This window comes from Antribacter sp. NEAU-D49 (assembly GCF_057158775.1).
This window is the reverse complement of record NZ_JBXTSN010000002.1, coordinates 219,621-236,899: the sequence shown is the minus strand read 5'-3', so window position 1 is coordinate 236,899 and position 17,279 is coordinate 219,621. Positions and strand designations below refer to the sequence as shown.

The 17,279-nt window shown below is 71.8% G+C and carries 16 protein-coding genes; 8 read left to right on the top strand and 8 right to left on the bottom strand.

The genetic code is table 11. The features are described from left to right. Window positions 1-56: 56 nt before the first annotated feature. Window positions 57-1,154 (bottom strand): hemolysin family protein, encoded by a 1,098-nt coding sequence (locus AC060K_RS02830; protein ID WP_483763933.1) that lies wholly within the window; start codon window positions 1,152-1,154, stop codon window positions 57-59. Next, window positions 1,151-2,536 carry a hemolysin family protein gene (locus AC060K_RS02825; protein ID WP_483764047.1) on the bottom strand — a complete coding sequence of 462 codons (1,386 nt, stop codon included), beginning with the start codon at window positions 2,534-2,536 and terminating at the stop codon, window positions 1,151-1,153. Before AC060K_RS02825 ends, AC060K_RS02830 begins: the two co-directional genes overlap by 4 nt. Window positions 2,537-2,690: 154 nt before the next feature. On the opposite strand from AC060K_RS02825, the gene AC060K_RS02820 reads away from it, so the two are divergent. The 3 genes from AC060K_RS02820 to AC060K_RS02810 all read left to right on the top strand — a co-directional run bounded on the left by AC060K_RS02820 (window position 2,691) and on the right by AC060K_RS02810 (window position 8,695). After that, the gene (locus AC060K_RS02820; protein ID WP_483763932.1) at window positions 2,691-3,458 is read left to right on the top strand and encodes a response regulator transcription factor; all 768 of its coding nucleotides are present in this window, start codon (window positions 2,691-2,693) and stop codon (window positions 3,456-3,458) included. 13 nt (window positions 3,459-3,471) lie between these two features. Further along, the gene (locus AC060K_RS02815; protein WP_483763931.1) at window positions 3,472-4,557 is read left to right on the top strand and encodes a sensor histidine kinase; all 1,086 of its coding nucleotides are present in this window, start codon (window positions 3,472-3,474) and stop codon (window positions 4,555-4,557) included. A gap of 340 nt (window positions 4,558-4,897) precedes the next feature. Beyond that, a complete protein-coding gene (locus AC060K_RS02810; protein WP_483764046.1) occupies window positions 4,898-8,695 on the top strand; it encodes a multifunctional oxoglutarate decarboxylase/oxoglutarate dehydrogenase thiamine pyrophosphate-binding subunit/dihydrolipoyllysine-residue succinyltransferase subunit in 3,798 nt (1,265 codons plus the stop codon). Window positions 8,696-8,770: 75 nt separating this feature from the next. On the opposite strand, the gene AC060K_RS02805 is transcribed toward AC060K_RS02810, so the two are convergent. Then, window positions 8,771-9,766, bottom strand: coding sequence for an aldo/keto reductase (locus tag AC060K_RS02805; protein ID WP_483763930.1), 996 nt, complete (start codon window positions 9,764-9,766; stop codon window positions 8,771-8,773). Between the two features lie 128 nt (window positions 9,767-9,894). Between AC060K_RS02805 and AC060K_RS02800 the strand changes: the two genes are divergently transcribed. The 3 genes from AC060K_RS02800 (at window position 9,895) to AC060K_RS02790 (ending at window position 12,893) form a co-directional block, all read left to right on the top strand. Next, window positions 9,895-10,839, top strand: a complete 945-nt coding sequence (locus tag AC060K_RS02800) for an aldose 1-epimerase family protein (protein ID WP_483763929.1) — start codon at window positions 9,895-9,897, stop codon at window positions 10,837-10,839. A gap of 138 nt (window positions 10,840-10,977) precedes the next feature. Beyond that, entirely contained in the window at window positions 10,978-11,583 is a 606-nt protein-coding gene (locus AC060K_RS02795) for a GDSL-type esterase/lipase family protein (RefSeq protein WP_483763927.1), read from the top strand. 104 nt (window positions 11,584-11,687) lie between these two features. Continuing rightward, on the top strand, window positions 11,688-12,893 hold the full coding sequence (locus tag AC060K_RS02790; protein WP_483763926.1) for a HupE/UreJ family protein: 1,206 nt from the start codon (window positions 11,688-11,690) through the stop codon (window positions 12,891-12,893). Window positions 12,894-12,962: 69 nt separating this feature from the next. On the opposite strand, the gene AC060K_RS02785 is transcribed toward AC060K_RS02790, so the two are convergent. The 3 genes from AC060K_RS02785 to AC060K_RS02775 are packed head-to-tail and all read right to left on the bottom strand — an operon-like array spanning window position 12,963 to window position 15,228. Beyond that, on the bottom strand, window positions 12,963-13,760 hold the full coding sequence (locus AC060K_RS02785) for a DUF4097 family beta strand repeat-containing protein (RefSeq protein WP_483763925.1): 798 nt from the start codon (window positions 13,758-13,760) through the stop codon (window positions 12,963-12,965). Next, window positions 13,760-14,425, bottom strand: coding sequence for a PadR family transcriptional regulator (locus AC060K_RS02780; protein ID WP_483763924.1), 666 nt, complete (start codon window positions 14,423-14,425; stop codon window positions 13,760-13,762). Before AC060K_RS02780 ends, AC060K_RS02785 begins: the two co-directional genes overlap by 1 nt. Then, the gene (locus AC060K_RS02775; protein ID WP_483763923.1) at window positions 14,425-15,228 is read right to left on the bottom strand and encodes a DUF4097 family beta strand repeat-containing protein; all 804 of its coding nucleotides are present in this window, start codon (window positions 15,226-15,228) and stop codon (window positions 14,425-14,427) included. The genes AC060K_RS02780 and AC060K_RS02775 overlap by 1 nt, the downstream gene beginning before the upstream one ends. 168 nt (window positions 15,229-15,396) lie before the next feature. Between AC060K_RS02775 and AC060K_RS02770 the strand changes: the two genes are divergently transcribed. Continuing rightward, complete coding sequence (locus AC060K_RS02770; RefSeq protein WP_098459088.1) at window positions 15,397-15,471, top strand: 50S ribosomal protein bL37; 75 nt, start codon at window positions 15,397-15,399, stop codon at window positions 15,469-15,471. Window positions 15,472-15,549: 78 nt separating this feature from the next. Here the strand turns inward: AC060K_RS02770 and rsrA are convergent, their stop codons facing one another. Beyond that, the gene (rsrA, locus tag AC060K_RS02765) at window positions 15,550-15,849 is read right to left on the bottom strand and encodes a mycothiol system anti-sigma-R factor (protein ID WP_483763922.1); all 300 of its coding nucleotides are present in this window, start codon (window positions 15,847-15,849) and stop codon (window positions 15,550-15,552) included. Further along, entirely contained in the window at window positions 15,846-16,661 is an 816-nt protein-coding gene (locus AC060K_RS02760; RefSeq protein WP_483763921.1) for a sigma-70 family RNA polymerase sigma factor, read from the bottom strand. The genes rsrA and AC060K_RS02760 overlap by 4 nt, the downstream gene beginning before the upstream one ends. 93 nt (window positions 16,662-16,754) lie before the next feature. On the opposite strand from AC060K_RS02760, the gene AC060K_RS02755 reads away from it, so the two are divergent. Then, window positions 16,755-17,258, top strand: coding sequence for a DoxX family membrane protein (locus AC060K_RS02755; RefSeq protein ID WP_483763920.1), 504 nt, complete (start codon window positions 16,755-16,757; stop codon window positions 17,256-17,258). Window positions 17,259-17,279: the final 21 nt, after the last annotated feature.

Genomic DNA, 17,279 nt, shown 5'->3' with positions numbered 1-17,279 from the left:
CACGACGCCCGGTTACAGAAGTCGCCGTCGTGCCCACGTCGTGCCGGCCGCGCTTCTCAGGCGAACCGGCGACGCTGCATGGCGTCGCGGACCTCGCCCACGAGCTCCTCGAGGATGTCCTCGAGGAAGACGACCCCCAGGACCGCGCCGTCGGACCCGACGACCCGGGCGAGGTGCGAGCCGGACCGCTGCATCTCACGCAGCGCCTCCTCCACCTCGTCGTCGGGGCGCACGGCGGCCAGGGCCCGCACGCGCCACGGCGCGACGGGGTCGTGCCGGTCGCCGTTGGTCGCGTACAGGACGTCCTTGAGGTGCAGGTACCCCACCAGCTGGCCGACGGCGTCCGGGTCACCTTCCGGTCCCGTCTCGCCCTCGGCGAGGGGGTGACGGCCGGCCACGACCGGGAAGCGGGAGAAGCCGTGCCGCGTGACGAGCCGCTCGACCTCGTCCGGCGTCGTGTCGTCGGGCACCGTGACGAGCTGGTCCACGGTCACCATCACGTCGCCCGCCGTGCGGGACGAGAACTCGATCGCGCCCGCGAGGAGGCCCTGCTCGTCGTGGAGCACCCCCTCCGCGGCGGAGTGCTCCACGATGGACTGGACCTCCTCGGCGGTGAACGCCGAGGCGACCTCGTCCTTGGGCTCCACGCCCGCGAGCCGCACCGCGTGGTTCGCGATCCAGTTGAGCGCGCCGATCACCGGGCGCAGCACACGGCCCAGCATCACGAGCGGCGGCCCGAACCACAGGACAGCCTTCTCGGGGCCCGCCACCGCGAGGTTCTTCGGCACCATCTCGCCGAGCACCACGTGCAGGTACACGACGACGGACAGCGCCACGACGAGGGCGATCGGGTGCGCGAGCGCCGTGCTGACGCCGAGCGAGTGCAGCGGGCCCTCGAGGAAGTGCGCGAGCGCCGGCTCCGCCACCATGCCGAGGCCGGTGGAGCAGACGGTGACGCCGAGCTGGGCGCACGCGAGCATGAGCGACACGTGCTCCATGGCCCACAGCACGGTCTTGGCACGGCGGTCACCTGCTTCCGCGAGGGGCTCGATGGCGCTCCGGCGCGCGGACAGGACGGCGAACTCGGCGCCCACGAAGAACGCGTTGCCCGCGAGCAGCGCGAGGGCGACCAGGAGAGCGGTCGAGGTGCTCATCGGACCTCCTCCGGCCGGTGGGAGTCGTCCGGGGCGGGTTCGACCACCTTGACGCGCAGCCGCTCGACCCGCCGGCCGGCCATGGCCTCGACCCGGAGCGTCACCCGGTCGACCTCGATCAGGTCGCCCACGACGGGCACACGCCCGAGGCGCGCCATCACGAGGCCCCCGAGGGTCTCGTACGCCCCGTCCTCGGGAAGGTCGATGCCCGTGGTCTCCTCCAGCTCGTCCGGGCGCAGCACGCCCGGCACGATCCACGACCCGTCGGTGGCCCGGGCGGCGCCGGCGCGGCGGGGGTCGTGCTCGTCGGCGACGTCGCCCACGAGCTCCTCCACGACGTCTTCCAGCGTCACGATGCCCGACGTGCCGCCGTACTCGTCCACCACGACCGCCATCTGCAGCCCGAACCCGCGGAGCTCCACGAGCAGGGGTCCCAGGCGGACGGTCTCGGGGACGCGCGGCGCGTCGACCATGAAGGCGGCGGCGGGGACGTCGTACCGGCGGTCGTGCGGCACGCCGACGGCACGGCGCAGGTGCACCAGGCCGACGACGTCGTCCCGGTCCTCGCCGATCACCGGGAACCGGGAGTGGCCGGTGGTGCGGGCCAGCGCCACGACTTCCTCCGCGGTGGTGTCGCGGTGCACGACGACCATCCGCATCCGGTCGGTCATGACGTCCACGGCGGTGAGCTCGTCGAGCTCGATGGAGTTGGTCAGCAGCGTGGCGACGGACCGCTCGAGCGTGCCCTCCTCGGCGGACCGCCGGACCAGGGACGCGAGCTCGGAGGCGGACCGCGCGCCCGACAGCTCCTCGCGGGGCTCGACGCCCACCCGGCGCAGGATCGCGTTCGCGGAGCCGTTCAGCAGAGCGATGACCGGCTTGAACCCGATGGTGAAGGCACGCTGCAGAGGGACGACGAGCCGGGCGGTCGCGAGCGGCGCGGAGAGCGCGAAGTTCTTCGGGATCAGCTCGCCGAAGACCATCGAGAACATGTTGACGAGCAGCAGCGCCAGCACGCCGGCGAGCACGCCCGCCACTGCGCCGGACACAGGCACGTTGCCGAACGCCGACTCGAGGAGCGAGTCGAGCGCCGGCTGCGCTGTGTAGCCGAGGAGGATGGTGGTCAGCGTGATGCCGACCTGGGCGGAGCTGAGCTCCGTGGAGAGGTTCTTCAGCCCGGCGCGGACCGCCGCGTCACGCCTGCTCGGTGCAGGCCTGCTCGCTGCGGTGGCGCCGGGCCGGGCTCTGTCGCCCTCCTGGTCGTCGTCTCCGCCCAGGACGGCGGGATCCAGGGTGACCAGGGAGAACTCACCGGCCACGAAGACAGCGGTGCCTGCGGTGAGGAGCACCCCGAGCGCGACCATCAACCAGTCGCCGATCACAGGGTGCTCCACGAATATCGCTCGATCATGGTGGCAACGATCGTAGCGTCCTGGCGGGGCGGAGGCCGCGCGAAGCACGTGGGGCGCGCTTTCCTCGCGCCGTTTCAGCCGGGTCTCAGTGTCCTGTCAGGCTCGTAGGTGCAAGATTGGTCCTATGTCTTCTGGTACGCCCCAGTCGCCGGGCACCCCGTTCCCGGGATCCGCGCCGTCCTCGGCCAGCACAGGCCAGCAGACGGCCACCGTCCTCGTGGTGGAGGACGAGCCGACGATCGCCACGGCGATCGCACAGCGGCTCTCCGCCGAGGGATGGCGCGTGGAGGTGGCGCGCGACGGGCTCTCCGGCGTCGACGCGGCCGCCCGGCTCCGCCCCGACCTGGTGGTGCTGGACGTGATGCTCCCCGGGATCGACGGGCTCGAGGTCACGCGCCGCATCCAGGCGGAACAGCCTGTGCCGATCCTCATGCTCACCGCCCGCGACGACGAGACCGACATGCTGGTGGGTCTCGGCGTCGGCGCGGACGACTACATGACCAAGCCGTTCTCCATGCGCGAGCTGGTGGCGCGGATCAAGGCGCTGCTGCGGCGGGTGGACCGCGCGGCCCAGGCCGCCGCGTCCACGCCGGCCGACCCGCCCATGATCATGGGCGACGTGACGGTCGACCGTGCGCAGCGCCGCGTGTACCGGGGCGGCGAGGAGGTCCACCTCACCCCCACGGAGTTCGAGCTGCTGGTGATGCTGGCCGGCTCGCCCAAGACCGTCCTCACGCGCGAGCGCCTGCTCGCCGAGGTCTGGGACTGGGCCGACGCCAGCGGGACCCGCACCGTGGACTCCCACATCAAGGCGCTGCGCCGCAAGCTCGGCCCGGACCTGATCCGGACCGTCCACGGCGTGGGCTACGCCTTCGAGCCGCCCGCCCTGTGAGCGCCACCACCTGATGGCCCCCCGCCGAGACCTGCGCGACCTCCGCCCCCTCGACCCGCTGCGCTCGCTCAAGACCAAGCTCGGCGTCCTCGTGGCCGCGACGGTCACGCTCGCCGTGCTCATCACGTGGCTGGGGCTCCAGGCGAGCCTCGGTCCCAGCCGCACGTTCCCGCTGGCGATCCTGCTCTCGCTGCTGCTCACCCAGATCCTGGCGCGCGGCATGACGTCGCCGCTGCGCGAGATGACGGCCGCGGTCCAGGCCATGGCCGAGGGTGACTACACCACCCGCGTGCGCGCCACGAGCCAGGACGAGGTGGGTCGGCTGGCGGCGGCGTTCAACATGATGGCCGACGACCTGGCGTCCGTGGAGCAGACCCGGCGGGACCTGATCGCGAACGTCTCGCACGAGCTGCGGACTCCCATCGCCGCCCTCCAGGCCCAGCTCGAGAACATGGTGGACGGGGTGTCGCAGCCCACGCCGGCCGCCCTGGAGCAGGCGCTCGCCCAGACCGAGCGGCTGACCCGTCTCGTCTCCTACCTGCTCGACCTGTCGCGCATCGAGGCGGGGGCCTCCGCCCTCGCCATGTCGGAGGTCTCGGTGGGCGACTTCCTGGAGGACTGCGCTCAGGGGCTCGCGATGGTGGACGCGGCCAAGAACCTCCACTACGTGGTGGACGTGACCCCGGACGACCTGGCGCTGGAGGCCGACGCCGAGCGGCTGCACCAGGTCGTCACCAACCTGCTCCAGAACGCGATCCGGCACTCGCCGCACGGCGGGGTCGTCCGGCTCGACGCGTACCCGTCGGGCGACGACGTGGTGATCGAGGTCAGCGACCAGGGACCCGGTATCGCCAAGGAGGAGCGCGAGCGGATCTTCGAGCGGTTCACGCGCGGCTCGTCGAGCCACCCCGTCGGCGCCTCGGGCACCGTCGGCACGAGCGGCGGCACGGGGATCGGCCTGGCGATCGCCCGCTGGGCGGTGGACCTGCACGGTGGTCATGTGGAGGTCGCGGACTCCGACCAGGGCGCCACGATGCGGGTGACGCTCCCGGCGCACGCGCGGCCGGCACCGGGCGTGGCGACCACCGCGGACGAGTGAGACCGCGTCGCACCATCGCGACGAGTTCCCGTGATCTCTATCACACCCGCCAGCCGGACCGCTAGGAGGGCACGGGCAAGCCATCACCCGCGGCAGAGGACATATCGTCCCCGCATTGCCGGGGTTTTGCCCGGCGTTCAGAAATCGTGACGAAGCGTCACCATGAGCGATTCCGTGCGCCAGACGAACTCGTCCGGGACGCCCTATCACGGGCCCTGAGGGCCTAGTCTTGAACGGCTTGGACAACGTGCGACCGCGCCGCGGGAGCACACTGAGAACGATATTCGACGACCGCACTCCTTAGCAGAGTGCCACTGTGGTGAAGGTGGGCGATCCGCGCGTGTCCCCGAAGGCTGGTTCAGAGTCGATCAGCGTGTCGAGCTCGTCGTTCGGAGCCAACGAATGGCTCGTGGACGAGCTCTACGAGCAGTATCTGAAGGACAAGAACGCGGTCGATCCCGCGTGGTGGGAGTTCTTCGAGAACTACACCCCGGGGGGCGACGGCAGCGCACGACCGGCCCCTCCGGCTCCTGCCGGTGGCGCGCCCGCGCCCGCCCAGGACGGTGCACCCGCCCCGGCTCCGGCGTCGGCCGCCAAGCCCTCTCCCGGCACCGCCGCCGCCGAGGAGGCCCAGCGCCCGCGTGAGCAGGTCCTGCCGGCCGACCCGACGGTGAACGCCGCGCTGAGCAAGATCGTCGTCGCGACGGCGCAGCCCGCCACCGCCGACTACGCCGACGTGGCCACCGCGAAGCGCAAGCCGCAGCACGACGACGCCGTCGACGCGGTGGAGAAGCTGCGCGGCCCTGCCGCGCGCGTCGTGACCAACATGGAGGCCTCCCTCGAGGTCCCGACCGCCACCTCGGTGCGTGCTGTCCCCGCCAAGCTCATGGTGGACAACCGCATCGTCATCAACAACCACCTCAAGCGCGGCCGCGGCGGCAAGATCTCCTTCACGCACCTCATCGGGTACGCGCTGGTCGAGTCGCTCGCCGACATGCCGGTCATGAACGCGCACTACCAGGTGGTGGACGGCAAGCCGGGCATCGTCCAGCCCGCTCACGTCGGCTTCGGCCTGGCGATCGACCTGGCCAAGCCGGACGGCTCGCGCCAGCTGCTCGTGCCGAGCATCAAGAAGGCCGACGAGCTCGACTTCGCCCAGTTCTGGGCGGCCTACGAGGAGCTGGTCCGCAAGGCCCGCGGCGGCAAGCTGACCGTCGAGGACTTCCAGGGCACCACGATCTCGCTCACCAACCCCGGCGGCATCGGCACCGTCCACTCCGTGCCGCGGCTCATGCAGGGCCAGGGCACCATCATCGGCGTCGGCGCCATGGACTTCCCCGCCGAGTTCGCGGGTGTGTCCGAGGAGCAGCTGGCCCGCATGGGCGTGTCGAAGGTCCTGACGATCACGTCGACCTACGACCACCGCATCATCCAGGGCGCGCAGTCGGGCGAGTTCCTCAAGATCCTCTCGGGCAAGCTGCTCGGCCTCGACGGCTTCTACGACCGGGTGTTCGCCGCCCTGCGCGTGCCGTACGAGCCGGTCCGCTGGGTACGCGACAACACGGTGGACGCCGACGTCGAGGCGGCCAAGCCCGCCAAGATCGCCGAGATCATCCAGTCGTACCGCTCGCGCGGCCACCTCATGGCCGACACGGACCCCCTGGCCTACCGCCAGCGCAAGCACCACGACCTCGACATCCAGAACCACGGCCTCACGCTCTGGGACCTGGACCGGACGTTCCCGACCGGCGGCTTCGGCGGCAAGCCGAAGTCCACCCTGCGCGACGTCCTCGGCCTGCTGCGCGACTCGTACTGCCGCACCATCGGCTTCGAGTACATGCACATCGCCGACCCGGCCCAGCGCACCTGGCTCCAGGAGCGCCTCGAGTCCGGCTACGCCCGCACGCCCCGCGAGGACCAGCTGCGCATCCTGCGCCGCCTGAACTCCGCCGAGGCGTTCGAGACGTTCCTCCAGACCAAGTTCGTGGGCCAGAAGCGCTTCTCGCTCGAAGGTGGCGAGTCGCTCATCCCGCTGCTCGACACCATCCTCTCGAAGGCCGCCGAGGGCGGGCTCGACGAGGTCGGCATCGGCATGGCCCACCGCGGCCGCCTCAACGTGCTGGCCAACATCGCCGGCAAGAGCTACGCCCAGATCTTCAAGGAGTTCGAGGGCCAGCTGGACCCGAAGAGCGTCCAGGGCTCGGGCGACGTGAAGTACCACCTCGGCACCGAGGGCGTGTTCACCGCCGAGACCGGCGCCACCACACGCGTCTACCTCGCGGCCAACCCGTCGCACCTCGAGGCGGTGGACCCGGTGCTCGAGGGCATCGTCCGCGCCAAGCAGGACCGCATCGACCTGGGCAACGACGGCTTCTCCGTGCTGCCGATCCTGGTCCACGGCGACGCGGCCTTCGCCGGCCAGGGCGTGGTCCCCGAGGTGCTGAACCTGTCACAGCTGCGCGGGTACCGCACCGGCGGCACCATCCACGTCATCATCAACAACCAGGTCGGCTTCACCACCGGCCCCATGTCGTCGCGCTCCACGACGTACGCGACGGACGTGGCCAAGGGCTACCAGATCCCGGTCTTCCACGTGAACGGCGACGACCCGGAGGCGTGCGCGCGCGTCGCCGAGCTGGCGTTCGACTACCGCGAGCAGTTCGGCCGCGACGTGATCGTCGACATGATCTGCTACCGCCGCCGCGGCCACAACGAGGGCGACGACCCCTCGATGACGCAGCCCCTCATGTACAACCTCATCGAGGCCAAGCGCTCGGTGCGGACCCTGTACACGGAGAACCTCGTCTCCCGCGGCGACATCACCGTGGAGGAGGCCGAGCACGCCCTGGCGGACTACCAGCAGCAGCTCGAGCGCGTCTTCACGGAGACCAAGGCCGGCTTCACCCCGGCGCCCCAGACGGAGCACATCAAGGGCCTGGAGCGTCCGGAGTCCCAGCTGGAGGACGCCGGCACCATGGTGGGCTGGCAGACGGCCGTCTCCCCCGCCGTGCTGCAGCGGGTGGGCCAGGTCCACACCTCCCCGCCGGAGGGCTTCACGATCCACCCCAAGCTGGCCCAGATGCTCGAGCGGCGTCAGGTCATGTCCACCGAGGGCGGCATCGACTGGGGCTTCGGCGAGCTGGTGGCCTTCGGTTCCCTGCTCATGGAGGGCACCCCGGTGCGCCTCGCCGGCCAGGACTCCCGCCGCGGCACGTTCGTGCAGCGGCACGCGGTGCTCCACGACCGGGAGACCGGCGCCGAGTGGACGCCGCTGCTGTACCTGTCCGACGAGCAGGCCAAGTTCTGGGTGTACGACTCCTCGCTGTCGGAGTACGCGGCCCTCGGCTTCGAGTACGGCTACTCGGTGGAGCGTCCCGACGCCCTCGTGCTGTGGGAGGCGCAGTTCGGCGACTTCGTCAACGGCGCCCAGACGGTCATCGACGAGTTCATCTCGTCGGCGGAGCAGAAGTGGGCGCAGTCCTCGTCCGTCGTCATGCTGCTGCCGCACGGCTACGAGGGCCAGGGGCCGGACCACTCGTCCGCCCGCATCGAGCGCTTCCTCCAGCTCTGCGCCGAGAACAACATGACGGTGGCGCAGCCGTCCACGCCGGCGTCGTACTTCCACCTGCTGCGCCGCCAGGCGTACCAGCGCCCGCGCCGTCCGCTGGTGGTGTTCACGCCCAAGCAGCTGCTCCGCCTCAAGGCCGCGGCCTCGGCGGTGGAGGACTTCACCACGGGCACGTTCGAGCCCGTGCTCCCCGACACCACCGCGAACGCGGCGTCGGTGGACCGTGTGCTGATCTGCACCGGCCGGGTGTACTACGACCTGATCGCCGAGCGTGCCAAGCGCGGCGACGCGGGCGTGGCGATCGTCCGCCTGGAGCAGCTCTACCCGTTCCCGGAGGAGCAGATCCGCGCCGAGATCGCCAAGTACCCGAACGCGGAGATCCGCTGGGTCCAGGACGAGCCGCAGAACCAGGGCGCCTGGTCCTTCGTGCACATGTCGCTGCCGATGGACGTGCCGTACGTGAAGGTCGTCTCGCGCCCGGCGTCGGCCTCCACGGCGGCCGGCACCGCCAAGCGCCACCAGGCGCAGCAGGCCACGCTGATCGAGCAGGCGTTCGCCGCACGCTCGTAGGGCTGTACGACGACGCCGTGGTCACCTTCCCGACGGAAGGTGACCACGGCGTCGTCGTACCGGAGGGTGGCTACCTCACCACTTGTCGTGCACGTGCTTGGCGATCAGCTCGTCGTAGATCTCCCGCACGCCCGAGGTGAACAGCGGGCCGAGGGTCCCCGCGTTCCCCGCCGCGGCGTTCGCCCGCGCCTGCTCGGGGTTGCGCGCCCCGGGGATGACGGTCGACACGCCCGGCTGCTGCCAGACCCAGGCGATCGCGGCCTGGGCGGGGGTGAGCTCCCCGCCGAAGGTCGCCTCGGTGAGCTCCGTGAACCGCGCCGCCGCCTCGACGCCCACCTCGTAGGGCACGCCCGAGAACGTCTCCCCCACGTCGAACGCGCTGCCGTCGCGGTTGTAGGTGCGGTGGTCGTCCTTCGCGAACGTGGTCTCGCGGGTGTAGCGGCCGGAGAGCAGGCCCGAGGCCAGCGGCACGCGCGCGATGATGCCCACGCCGGCCGCCGACGCTGCCGGCAGCACCTCTTCCAGCGGCTTGAGGCGGAAGGCGTTGAGGATGATCTGCACGCTCGCCACGTTCGGGCGGGCGATCGCCGTCAGCGCCTCCTCGACCTTCTCGACGCTGACGCCGTAGTGGGCGATCGCGCCTTCCTCGACCAGCGTGTCGAGCGCGTCGAAGACCTCGTCGTCCGAGTAGACCGCCGTGGGCGGGCAGTGGAGCTGGACCAGGTCGAGGCGCTCGGTCCCGAGGTTCCGGCGGGACCGGTCGGTCCACTCGCGGAAGTTCTTCAGGACGTAGTTCTCCGGCTTCTGCGGCAGGCGGCGGCCCATCTTCGTGGCGACCGTGATCCCGGCGTCGGGGTGGCTCGTGAGAAAGGCGCCGATCACCTGTTCGCTGCGGCCGTCACCGTAGACGTCCGCCGTGTCGAAGAAGGTCACGCCGGACTCCAGCGCCGCGTCCAGGACGGCGTGCGCGTCAGCCTCGCTGACCTCGCCCCAGTCCGCGCCGAGCTGCCAGGTTCCCAGGCCCACGACCGGCACCAGCCGGCCGGTCCGTCCGAGTACCTGCTTTTCCATCGTTCCTCCATGCTGTGGTGCGGGCAGGGCGCCCGCGGGGGCCCGGCACAGGGCCGGACGTCCAGGCCAGTCTGCTGTCCTACGCTACGTGGCGCCTGGCGAAAGGGCTTACCCGTTACGGTGTGAGTGTGATTACCGCAGACCCCGCTCTCCTGGACGTGGAGAGCGCACCGCACCCGTCGGGCGACCAGTACCGCATCGCGCACGGCGCCCACCGCGCCACCGTGACCGAGGTGGGCGCCACCCTCCGCGAGTACGTCGTGGACGGCCGGCACGCCGTCGTCCCCTTCTCGGTGGACCAGATCAACCCCGTCTACAACGGCGCGGTCCTGATCCCGTGGCCCAACCGCCTGCGCGACGGCGCCTACGAGGTGGACGGCGAGCAGCTCCAGCTGCCCATCACCGAGGTGGGCCGCAACACCGCCCTGCACGGCCTCGCGGCCTGGGAGCGGTGGAGCGTCGTGGCGCACGAGGGCTCCTTCGTGGAGCTCGAGCTCGCGCTGCCCGCGCGTCCCGGCTACCCGTTCCAGATCGTCTCCCGGATCCGCTACTCCCTGTCCGACGCCGGGCTCGAGATCCGCCTGTCCACCACGAACGTCGGCTCGGGCACCGCGCCCTACGGCGCCGGCTTCCACCCGTGGCTCTCCACGGGCGGTGCCCCGCTCGACGAGTGCACCGTGCAGCTCGGCGCCGTGACGCGCGTCACCACCGACGACCGCCTCCTGCCCACCGGTACCGAGCCGGCCGCGGGCGACTTCGACCTCCGTGAGCCGCGCACCGCCGCGGGGCTCGACCTGGACGACGCCTACGTGGACCCGGTCCGCGATGCCGACGGCCTCTCGTGGGGCACGCTCACCGGGCCGGACGGCCGCACCGTCGCCGTGTGGATGGACGGCTCCATGGACGTGTGGCAGATCTGCTCCGGCAACCACATCGACCCGGACTACCGGCGCATGGGCATGGCTGTGGAGCCCATGAGCTGCGCCGCCGACGCGTTCGTCAGCGGCGACCGGCTGGTCCGCCTCGCGCCCGGAGACACCCACGAGGTGCGATGGGGCATCACGGTGCGGTAACTCCCGCTCCGGTAGCGTGTCCTCGCGCACCGCGGCGCGCGTCACGAAATCCCAGGTCGTCGCTCCCCAGTACCTGAGAATGGGACCGGCCGTCCCCGGTGTCGGGTACAGGCGGCCGAGCGAGGCAAGGAGAGGTCCGTGCAGGAACGCGAGGTGCGCATCTGCGTCGTCGGTGACGAGCTGGCAGTGGGCGTGGGCGACGCCCGTGCGCTCGGCTGGACCGGCCGCGTCGTGGCGCGCACGCACTTCGACCGGCCGTCCATGGTGTTCTCGCTCGCGATCCCGGGCGAGACCACCACGCAGCTCAGCGCCCGCTGGGAGGGCGAGACCGCTTCCCGCTTCGGCCCGGAGGGCGAGGTGGAGAACCGCCTCGTCGTGGCTCTGGGCAGGCACGACGTAGCCTCCAACCTGTCGGTGGCCCGGTCGCGCCTCAACCTCGCCAACATCCTCGACGTGGCCGACTCGCACCGGATCCCCGCGTTCGTCGTGGGTCCGCCGCCGGGCCGGCCGGAGGACGGCGACCGCATCCTGGAGCTGTCCGACGCCTTCGCGGACGTGGCGAGCCGGCGGCGCGTCCCGTACGTCGACACGTTCACGCCGCTCGCCTCGCACGAGCAGTGGCTGGCGGACCTGGCACAGAACGGCAGCACCTACCCGGGTCAGGCGGGCTACGGCCTCATGGCGTGGCTCGTGCTGCACACCGGCTGGCACGCCTGGCTCGGCCTGCCCCACGACGAGGGCTGATTCTCCTCGCCCGGGGCAACAGGCGGCGGAACATCCGATGAACAGTGCGCGGACCGGGCGGTCGTGGCTTGATCGCCCGGTCCGGCACCGTGTTACCTGACGCGGTGCCCGCTCCGAACCTGACCCGTCCCGCTCGCCGTGGCCTCCGCGCCCTCCTGACCACCGCCCTGGTGACGCTCGGCGCGGTGGTGGGCACCGCCGTCGTCGGGCAGCCGGCCGCTGCGCACGACGTGACCACCACGGCCTTCGCCGAGGTACGTCCCGGCTCGGGGGCCGACGTCGAGGTCGCCCTCGACCTCGAGTACGACCTGCTGATGAAGTCGGCGTGGCTGACCGCCGAGGCGTACGAGGCGACGGGCCGCGCGGAGCAGCAGCGGCAGCTCGACGAGCACGCCGACGCCGTGGCCGAGTACGTCACCGGCCGGTTCGGCGTCACGTACCGCGGCGAGCCGTGCGCAGCGACCGTGGGCGAGGCGACCGTCGTGGAGCGCGGCGAGGTCGCGTACGCCCACCTGCCGGTCGGGTTCGCGTGCGAGGGCGAGCCGGAGGGCTCGCACGCCGTGCGGTCCACGCTGTTCCCGGACGCGGAGAGCTTTGTCCACTCGACGCGCACCATAGTGGCGTACACCCTCGACGGCGAGCACGGTTCCACCGCCCTGACGGCCGCCGACCCCGAGCTCGTGACCGGCGAGAACCGGCTGCTGAAGCAGCTGTGGGAGTTCTTCCTGCTGGGAGCCGAGCACCTCTACCTCGGGCTCGACCACGTCCTGTTCCTGCTGGCGCTCCTCATCGGCGCCCGGACGCTGCGGGAGGTGGTGTGGACCGCCACGGCCTTCACCGCAGCGCACAGCGTCACGTTCCTGCTGGCCGCGCTGGGGGTGGTCCAGGTCCCGGGGGCGGTGGTGGAGCCGCTCATCGCGCTGTCGATCGCCGTCGTGGCGGGCGCGAACCTGTGGCCGGGAGTCCGGCGGTGGCGCGGGCGCCGCTACGCGGAAACCGTGCCCGACGGCGGCCCCGCCGCCCCGCGCGTCCGGCTCGCCGTGGTGTTCGCGTTCGGGCTGCTGCACGGGCTGGGCTTCGCGGGGGCGCTGGGCATCGACGAGCGCTGGTCGTGGGACCTGCTCTGGTCGCTGCTGTCGTTCAACGTGGGGATCGAGGCCGTGCAGCTGGGGATCATCGCGGTGGTGTTCCCGTTGCTGGCGCTGCTGCGGCGGCGGTCGCCGGCGGCAGCGGGGTGGACGACGGGCCTGGTGACGGCGGCCATCGCGGCGACGGGCCTCTTCTGGACGGTGGAACGCCTCGCCCAGTAGCGCTGTGGGTATGGCTGTGGTGTGAATTCCGGCGGGGATTCACACCACAGCCATACCCACAACGATGGATCAGCCGCGGGTGACCGACGCCGCGCCCGACACCGTGCTGGTCGACACGTAGGCGGCGGCACCCGGCTCCGCGTGGTCCACGACCACGGTGCGCTGGGCGCTGGAGGCGGCCGGGACGCCGTCGATCATCACCTTGCCGGTGACGCTCCGCGCGCGGACGTTGACGTTCGAGCCGGCGTCGAGGTGCACGCCGATGGCGCCCGACACCGTCTTGGCGGTCACGAGCGGCGTGGTGCCCTGAGCGGTCACGTCGACCGCGCCGGACGCGCCGTTCACCGTGACCCGGCCGAGGGCACCCGAGACGGACACCGCGCCCGAGATGGTGGCGACGGTGACGTCGCCGGAGTGCTCGCTCACCGTGATCGCACCCGACGCGGACTTCACCGCGAGCGTGCCGGTGGTCCCCAGGACGCTGAGGGCACCGCTGACGGTGCGCGCCTGCGTGCGGCCCTGTGCGCCGGTCACGACGACCTCGGCGCCCACGCCGGCCACGTCCACCGTCGACGTGACCGGCACGGTCACGCGGACGCTCGCCGTGTCCTGGTCCTTGAGCCCGCGGAAGCGGTCCACGAAGCCCTCGACCCCGGGGAAGTCGTAGGCGATGCGCAGGCTGCCGTGCTCGGCGAGCACCTGGAGCGGGCGGGACGACACGTCGAGGACCTCGACGAGGGCGCCGGAGGTCCGGTTGGGGTCGGCCACCACCTCCGCGCGGCCGTTCGTGAGGCGGACGGTGAGGGTGCGTACGTCCGTGACCTCGATGGTCTGCGGGGCGGCGACGCTCCAGGACTCGGTGCTCATCAGGATGCTCCGTTCGTGGGGTTCTGGTCTGGGGACATTCTGGTGCCACCACGCGTCGCGGGCAGCGTGGCGCGGACTGCGGCACGTGCGGATCCCAGCACGGTCCGCAGGGTCTCGAGGGTGAGGGCCGACACGGCGCCGGCGACGTCGGCCTCCCGAAGGTCGGTCAGGAGGTCGTCGCGGAACCGGCGGACGAGCAGCTCGGCCTCCTGGCGCAGGGCGTAGGAGCCGGCACGGGCGGGGTCGGGCGGCACGTCGGGGCCCGGCCGGGGCCGGGCGCGCGCTTCCTGGGCCGCCGCGGCGAGCTCGGCGCGCAACCCGTTCATGGTGGACCGGATGTCCGCCCGGAGGGCGTCGGCGCGGGCACGGACCGTCTCGGCCACGCTGTTCTCCAGGCGGCGCACCTCGTCCCAGCGGGCGGCGACCTCGGCCCGGCCCGCGGGCGTGAGCTCATAGGTGGTCCTCCGTCCGGTGTCGGAGCGGAGGACGAGCCCCTCCTCCTCGAGCCGCGCGAGCCGGGGGTAGATGGTGCCGGCGCTGGGCCGGTAGGTGCCGCCGAAGCGCTCGGCGAGCTCGGTCATCAGCTCGTACCCGTGGCGCGGACCCGCGACGAGGAGCGCCAGGAGGTACAGGCGCAGCTCGCCGTGGGCGAAGACGGGGGGCATCAGACTGCGACGTCCTCGACGCGGTCGCCGTCGAGGACCGTGACGTCGCCGCTGACGGACGAGACCTTCAGCTGCGTCTGCGTAGGGCTGGTGGAGCGGGCAGGCCCGCCGCCGCTCACCTGGTACCCGCCGACCGTGACACGGCCGCCGATGCCGGAGACGCTGACGTCGACCGCCCCCGCGTCGGGCACCCGCACCACGAGGTCGCCCGACACGGTGCTCGCCTTGATCCGCCGCGGCTGGGTGGTGAGGTCGAGCGTGACCCCGCCCGACACCGAGGAGGACGAGACCTCGTCCGCCGAGCCGCTGAACGCGACCTCACCGGAGACCGTGCCGATGGTCAGGTTCCCGGTGTGGTCGCGCACCGTGATGTCACCCGACACCGTCGAGACCTTGAGCGGCCCGCTGGTGCGCGTGACGATCAGGGAGCCCGAGACGGTGGAGGCCTTGCCGCCGCCCGCGGTGCCTGCCAGCAGACCCTCGCCGGAGATGGTCCCGATCCGCACCATGGTGTCCCGTGGGACGGCGACGTGGACGTCCGCCGAGGCACGCCCGGCGAAGTCGCGGAACTTCGCGAGGAACGACTGCCAGCCCGTCAGGGTCTCGTGACCGAAGGTGAGCCGGCCGCCCTCGCGACGGAAGTTGAGCGGGCGCCCGTCGAGGTGGTGCACCTCGATGCGGACGACGGGCTCGTCGTGTGCCACGACGTCCAGCCTGCCCGCGACCACGTGCGCGGCGAGCTCGGTGACGCCCTCGAGCTCGAGGGTCTGCGGTCCGTCGACGGTCCAGGTCTCGCTCGGCATGGCTGCTCCTCCTCCGCGGCGCGACCCGCCGCTCCGATCGCGATATATCGCGTTCCGAGTGACACGTTATATCGCGTCCTGCCGGCTGACAACCCCCAGGTTCGGTCCCAGGGGTGACCCTGTGGGACCATAGGACGAATACATCCGGTCACCTGTCAGGAGACACCTATGAGCAAGCGCGGTCGCAAGCGCCGTAGCCGCAAGGGCAACGCCGCCAACCACGGTCGTCGTCCCAACGCCTGAGCCGGTCGGCCACCAGGCCGCACCGCTCGCGTACGCGAAAGGGCCGGAACCCAGAGGTTCCGGCCCTTCGTCATGCCATCAGGTGGCGGTCATCCCCGTGAGCTGCTCGCGGATCCGCAGCCGCAGCGTCTCGGGCGCCCGTTCGTGGCAGGAGCGCTTGACGAGCTGCTTCACCAGCTCCTCGACGCTCAGCTCCGCGAGGCACGGCGAGCAGTGCGCCACGTGGGCCCGCATCCGCAGCTCGTCGTCGGGCGTCATCTCCGAGTCCAGGTACTCGTACAGGTGGCCCAGCGCGTGCTCGCACTCCGAGCTGCCTGCCGTGTCGTGCGGTATCGGTGCGACGGCCTGGGTCTCGCCGTCGCGCTCCTGCTCGTTCACTGCCCACCTCCGGGCGCCTTGGTCGCCACAAGTCCTCGTTCGGTCGCGTAGTCGGCGAGCAGCTCGCGCAGCTGCCGACGCCCGCGGTGAAGGCGGGACATCACCGTCCCGATCGGTGTGCCCATGATCTCCGCGATCTCCTTGTAAGGGAAGCCCTCGACGTCCGCGTAATAGACCACCATGCGGCGGTCCTCCGGGAGCTCGGCGAGGGCGCGCTTCACGTCGGAGTCCGGCAGGCGGTCGAGCGCCTCGGCCTCGGCCGAGCGCAGGCCCTGCGACGTGTGCGACGCCGCCCGCGCGATCTGCCAGTCCTCGATCTCCTCGGCCTGGGACTGCTGCGGCTCGCGCTGCTTCTTGCGGTAGCTGTTGATGAACGTGTTCGTGAGGATCCGGTACAGCCACGCCTTGAGGTTGGTCCCCGGGCGGTACTGGTGGAACGCGGCGAACGCCTTCGCGAACGTCTCCTGCACGAGGTCCTCGGCGTCGGCCGGGTTGCGCGTCATGCGCAGCGCCGCCGAGTAGAGCTGGTCCAGGTACTGCAGCGCGTCACGCTCGAAGCGCGCGCCGCGGGCCGCGGCGTCCTCCCCCGTGGGGGAACGGTCCGTGTCCTCGTCGTCCGTGGGCTCAGGGTCCACCGGGTTCTCGGTCATCGCCGTCGAGCCTAGCCGGGTGGGCCAGGCCGCGTCCCGCGCGTCCGGTGTGACGTGGCTCTTGCGGGACTCCGGGAAGGGGTCCGGCACGGAGAACAGGGGCACCGCGGGTGTCGCGACACCGGTGGTGACCGGTGCGCCGGCGGTCTGGAGAGCTGGCATCACGCCCCGTAGAACGGCGACGCGCCGCGCGACATTCCCGAGGCTGGCACGGAAGGGCTGCGATCGGCGCCGACCTCTGCCAGGGTGGGGGACATGCTGCTGCGACACATGGCGAGGCCGATGCTGGCCTCCTGGTACGTCTACGACGGGGTCCAGGCCGCGCGGAACCCCCACGAGCACGTGCGCGCCGCGCGGGAGGGGTCCGACCTCGTGACGCAGGCGCTCGGCGGTCCGCCGCTCAGCGAGAAGCAGGTCGTCGCCGCCGTGCGCGTGCACGGCGCCGCGACCGCCTTCTTCGGCCTCCTGCTGGGGCTCGGCAAGGCGCCACGGGTGTCTGCCGTGGCTCTCGCCCTGCTCACCGTGCCGCTGGCCGTCGTGAACCAGCCGTTCACCGCCCCCAAGCACGAGCGGTCGGCCCGCACGGAGCGATTCGTCCGGAACCTCGGGGCCATCGGGGCCGCCCTCATCACGGGTGCCGACCTCGAAGGCCGGCCGGGGGTGTCGTGGCGGGTGGCGAACGCCCGCGCCACCCGCGCGGCGGCCCGTACCGCCAAGGACGCCCAGAAGGCGGTCAAGGGCGCCCTGAAGGGGGACTGACCAGCCGGTCGCGATAACCTC

Coding starts and splice junctions, on each gene's coding strand:
- AC060K_RS02805 (WP_483763930.1), bottom strand. CDS start 9,766: ATGGAAAAGCAGGTACTCGGACGGACCGGCCGGCTGGTGCCGGTCGTG.
- AC060K_RS02760 (WP_483763921.1), bottom strand. CDS start 16,661: ATGCCAGCTCTCCAGACCGCCGGCGCACCGGTCACCACCGGTGTCGCG.
- AC060K_RS02755 (WP_483763920.1), top strand. CDS start 16,755: ATGCTGCTGCGACACATGGCGAGGCCGATGCTGGCCTCCTGGTACGTC.
- AC060K_RS02830 (WP_483763933.1), bottom strand. CDS start 1,154: ATGAGCACCTCGACCGCTCTCCTGGTCGCCCTCGCGCTGCTCGCGGGC.
- AC060K_RS02785 (WP_483763925.1), bottom strand. CDS start 13,760: ATGAGCACCGAGTCCTGGAGCGTCGCCGCCCCGCAGACCATCGAGGTC.
- AC060K_RS02780 (WP_483763924.1), bottom strand. CDS start 14,425: ATGCCCCCCGTCTTCGCCCACGGCGAGCTGCGCCTGTACCTCCTGGCG.
- AC060K_RS02775 (WP_483763923.1), bottom strand. CDS start 15,228: ATGCCGAGCGAGACCTGGACCGTCGACGGACCGCAGACCCTCGAGCTC.
- AC060K_RS02820 (WP_483763932.1), top strand. CDS start 2,691: ATGTCTTCTGGTACGCCCCAGTCGCCGGGCACCCCGTTCCCGGGATCC.
- AC060K_RS02815 (WP_483763931.1), top strand. CDS start 3,472: ATGGCCCCCCGCCGAGACCTGCGCGACCTCCGCCCCCTCGACCCGCTG.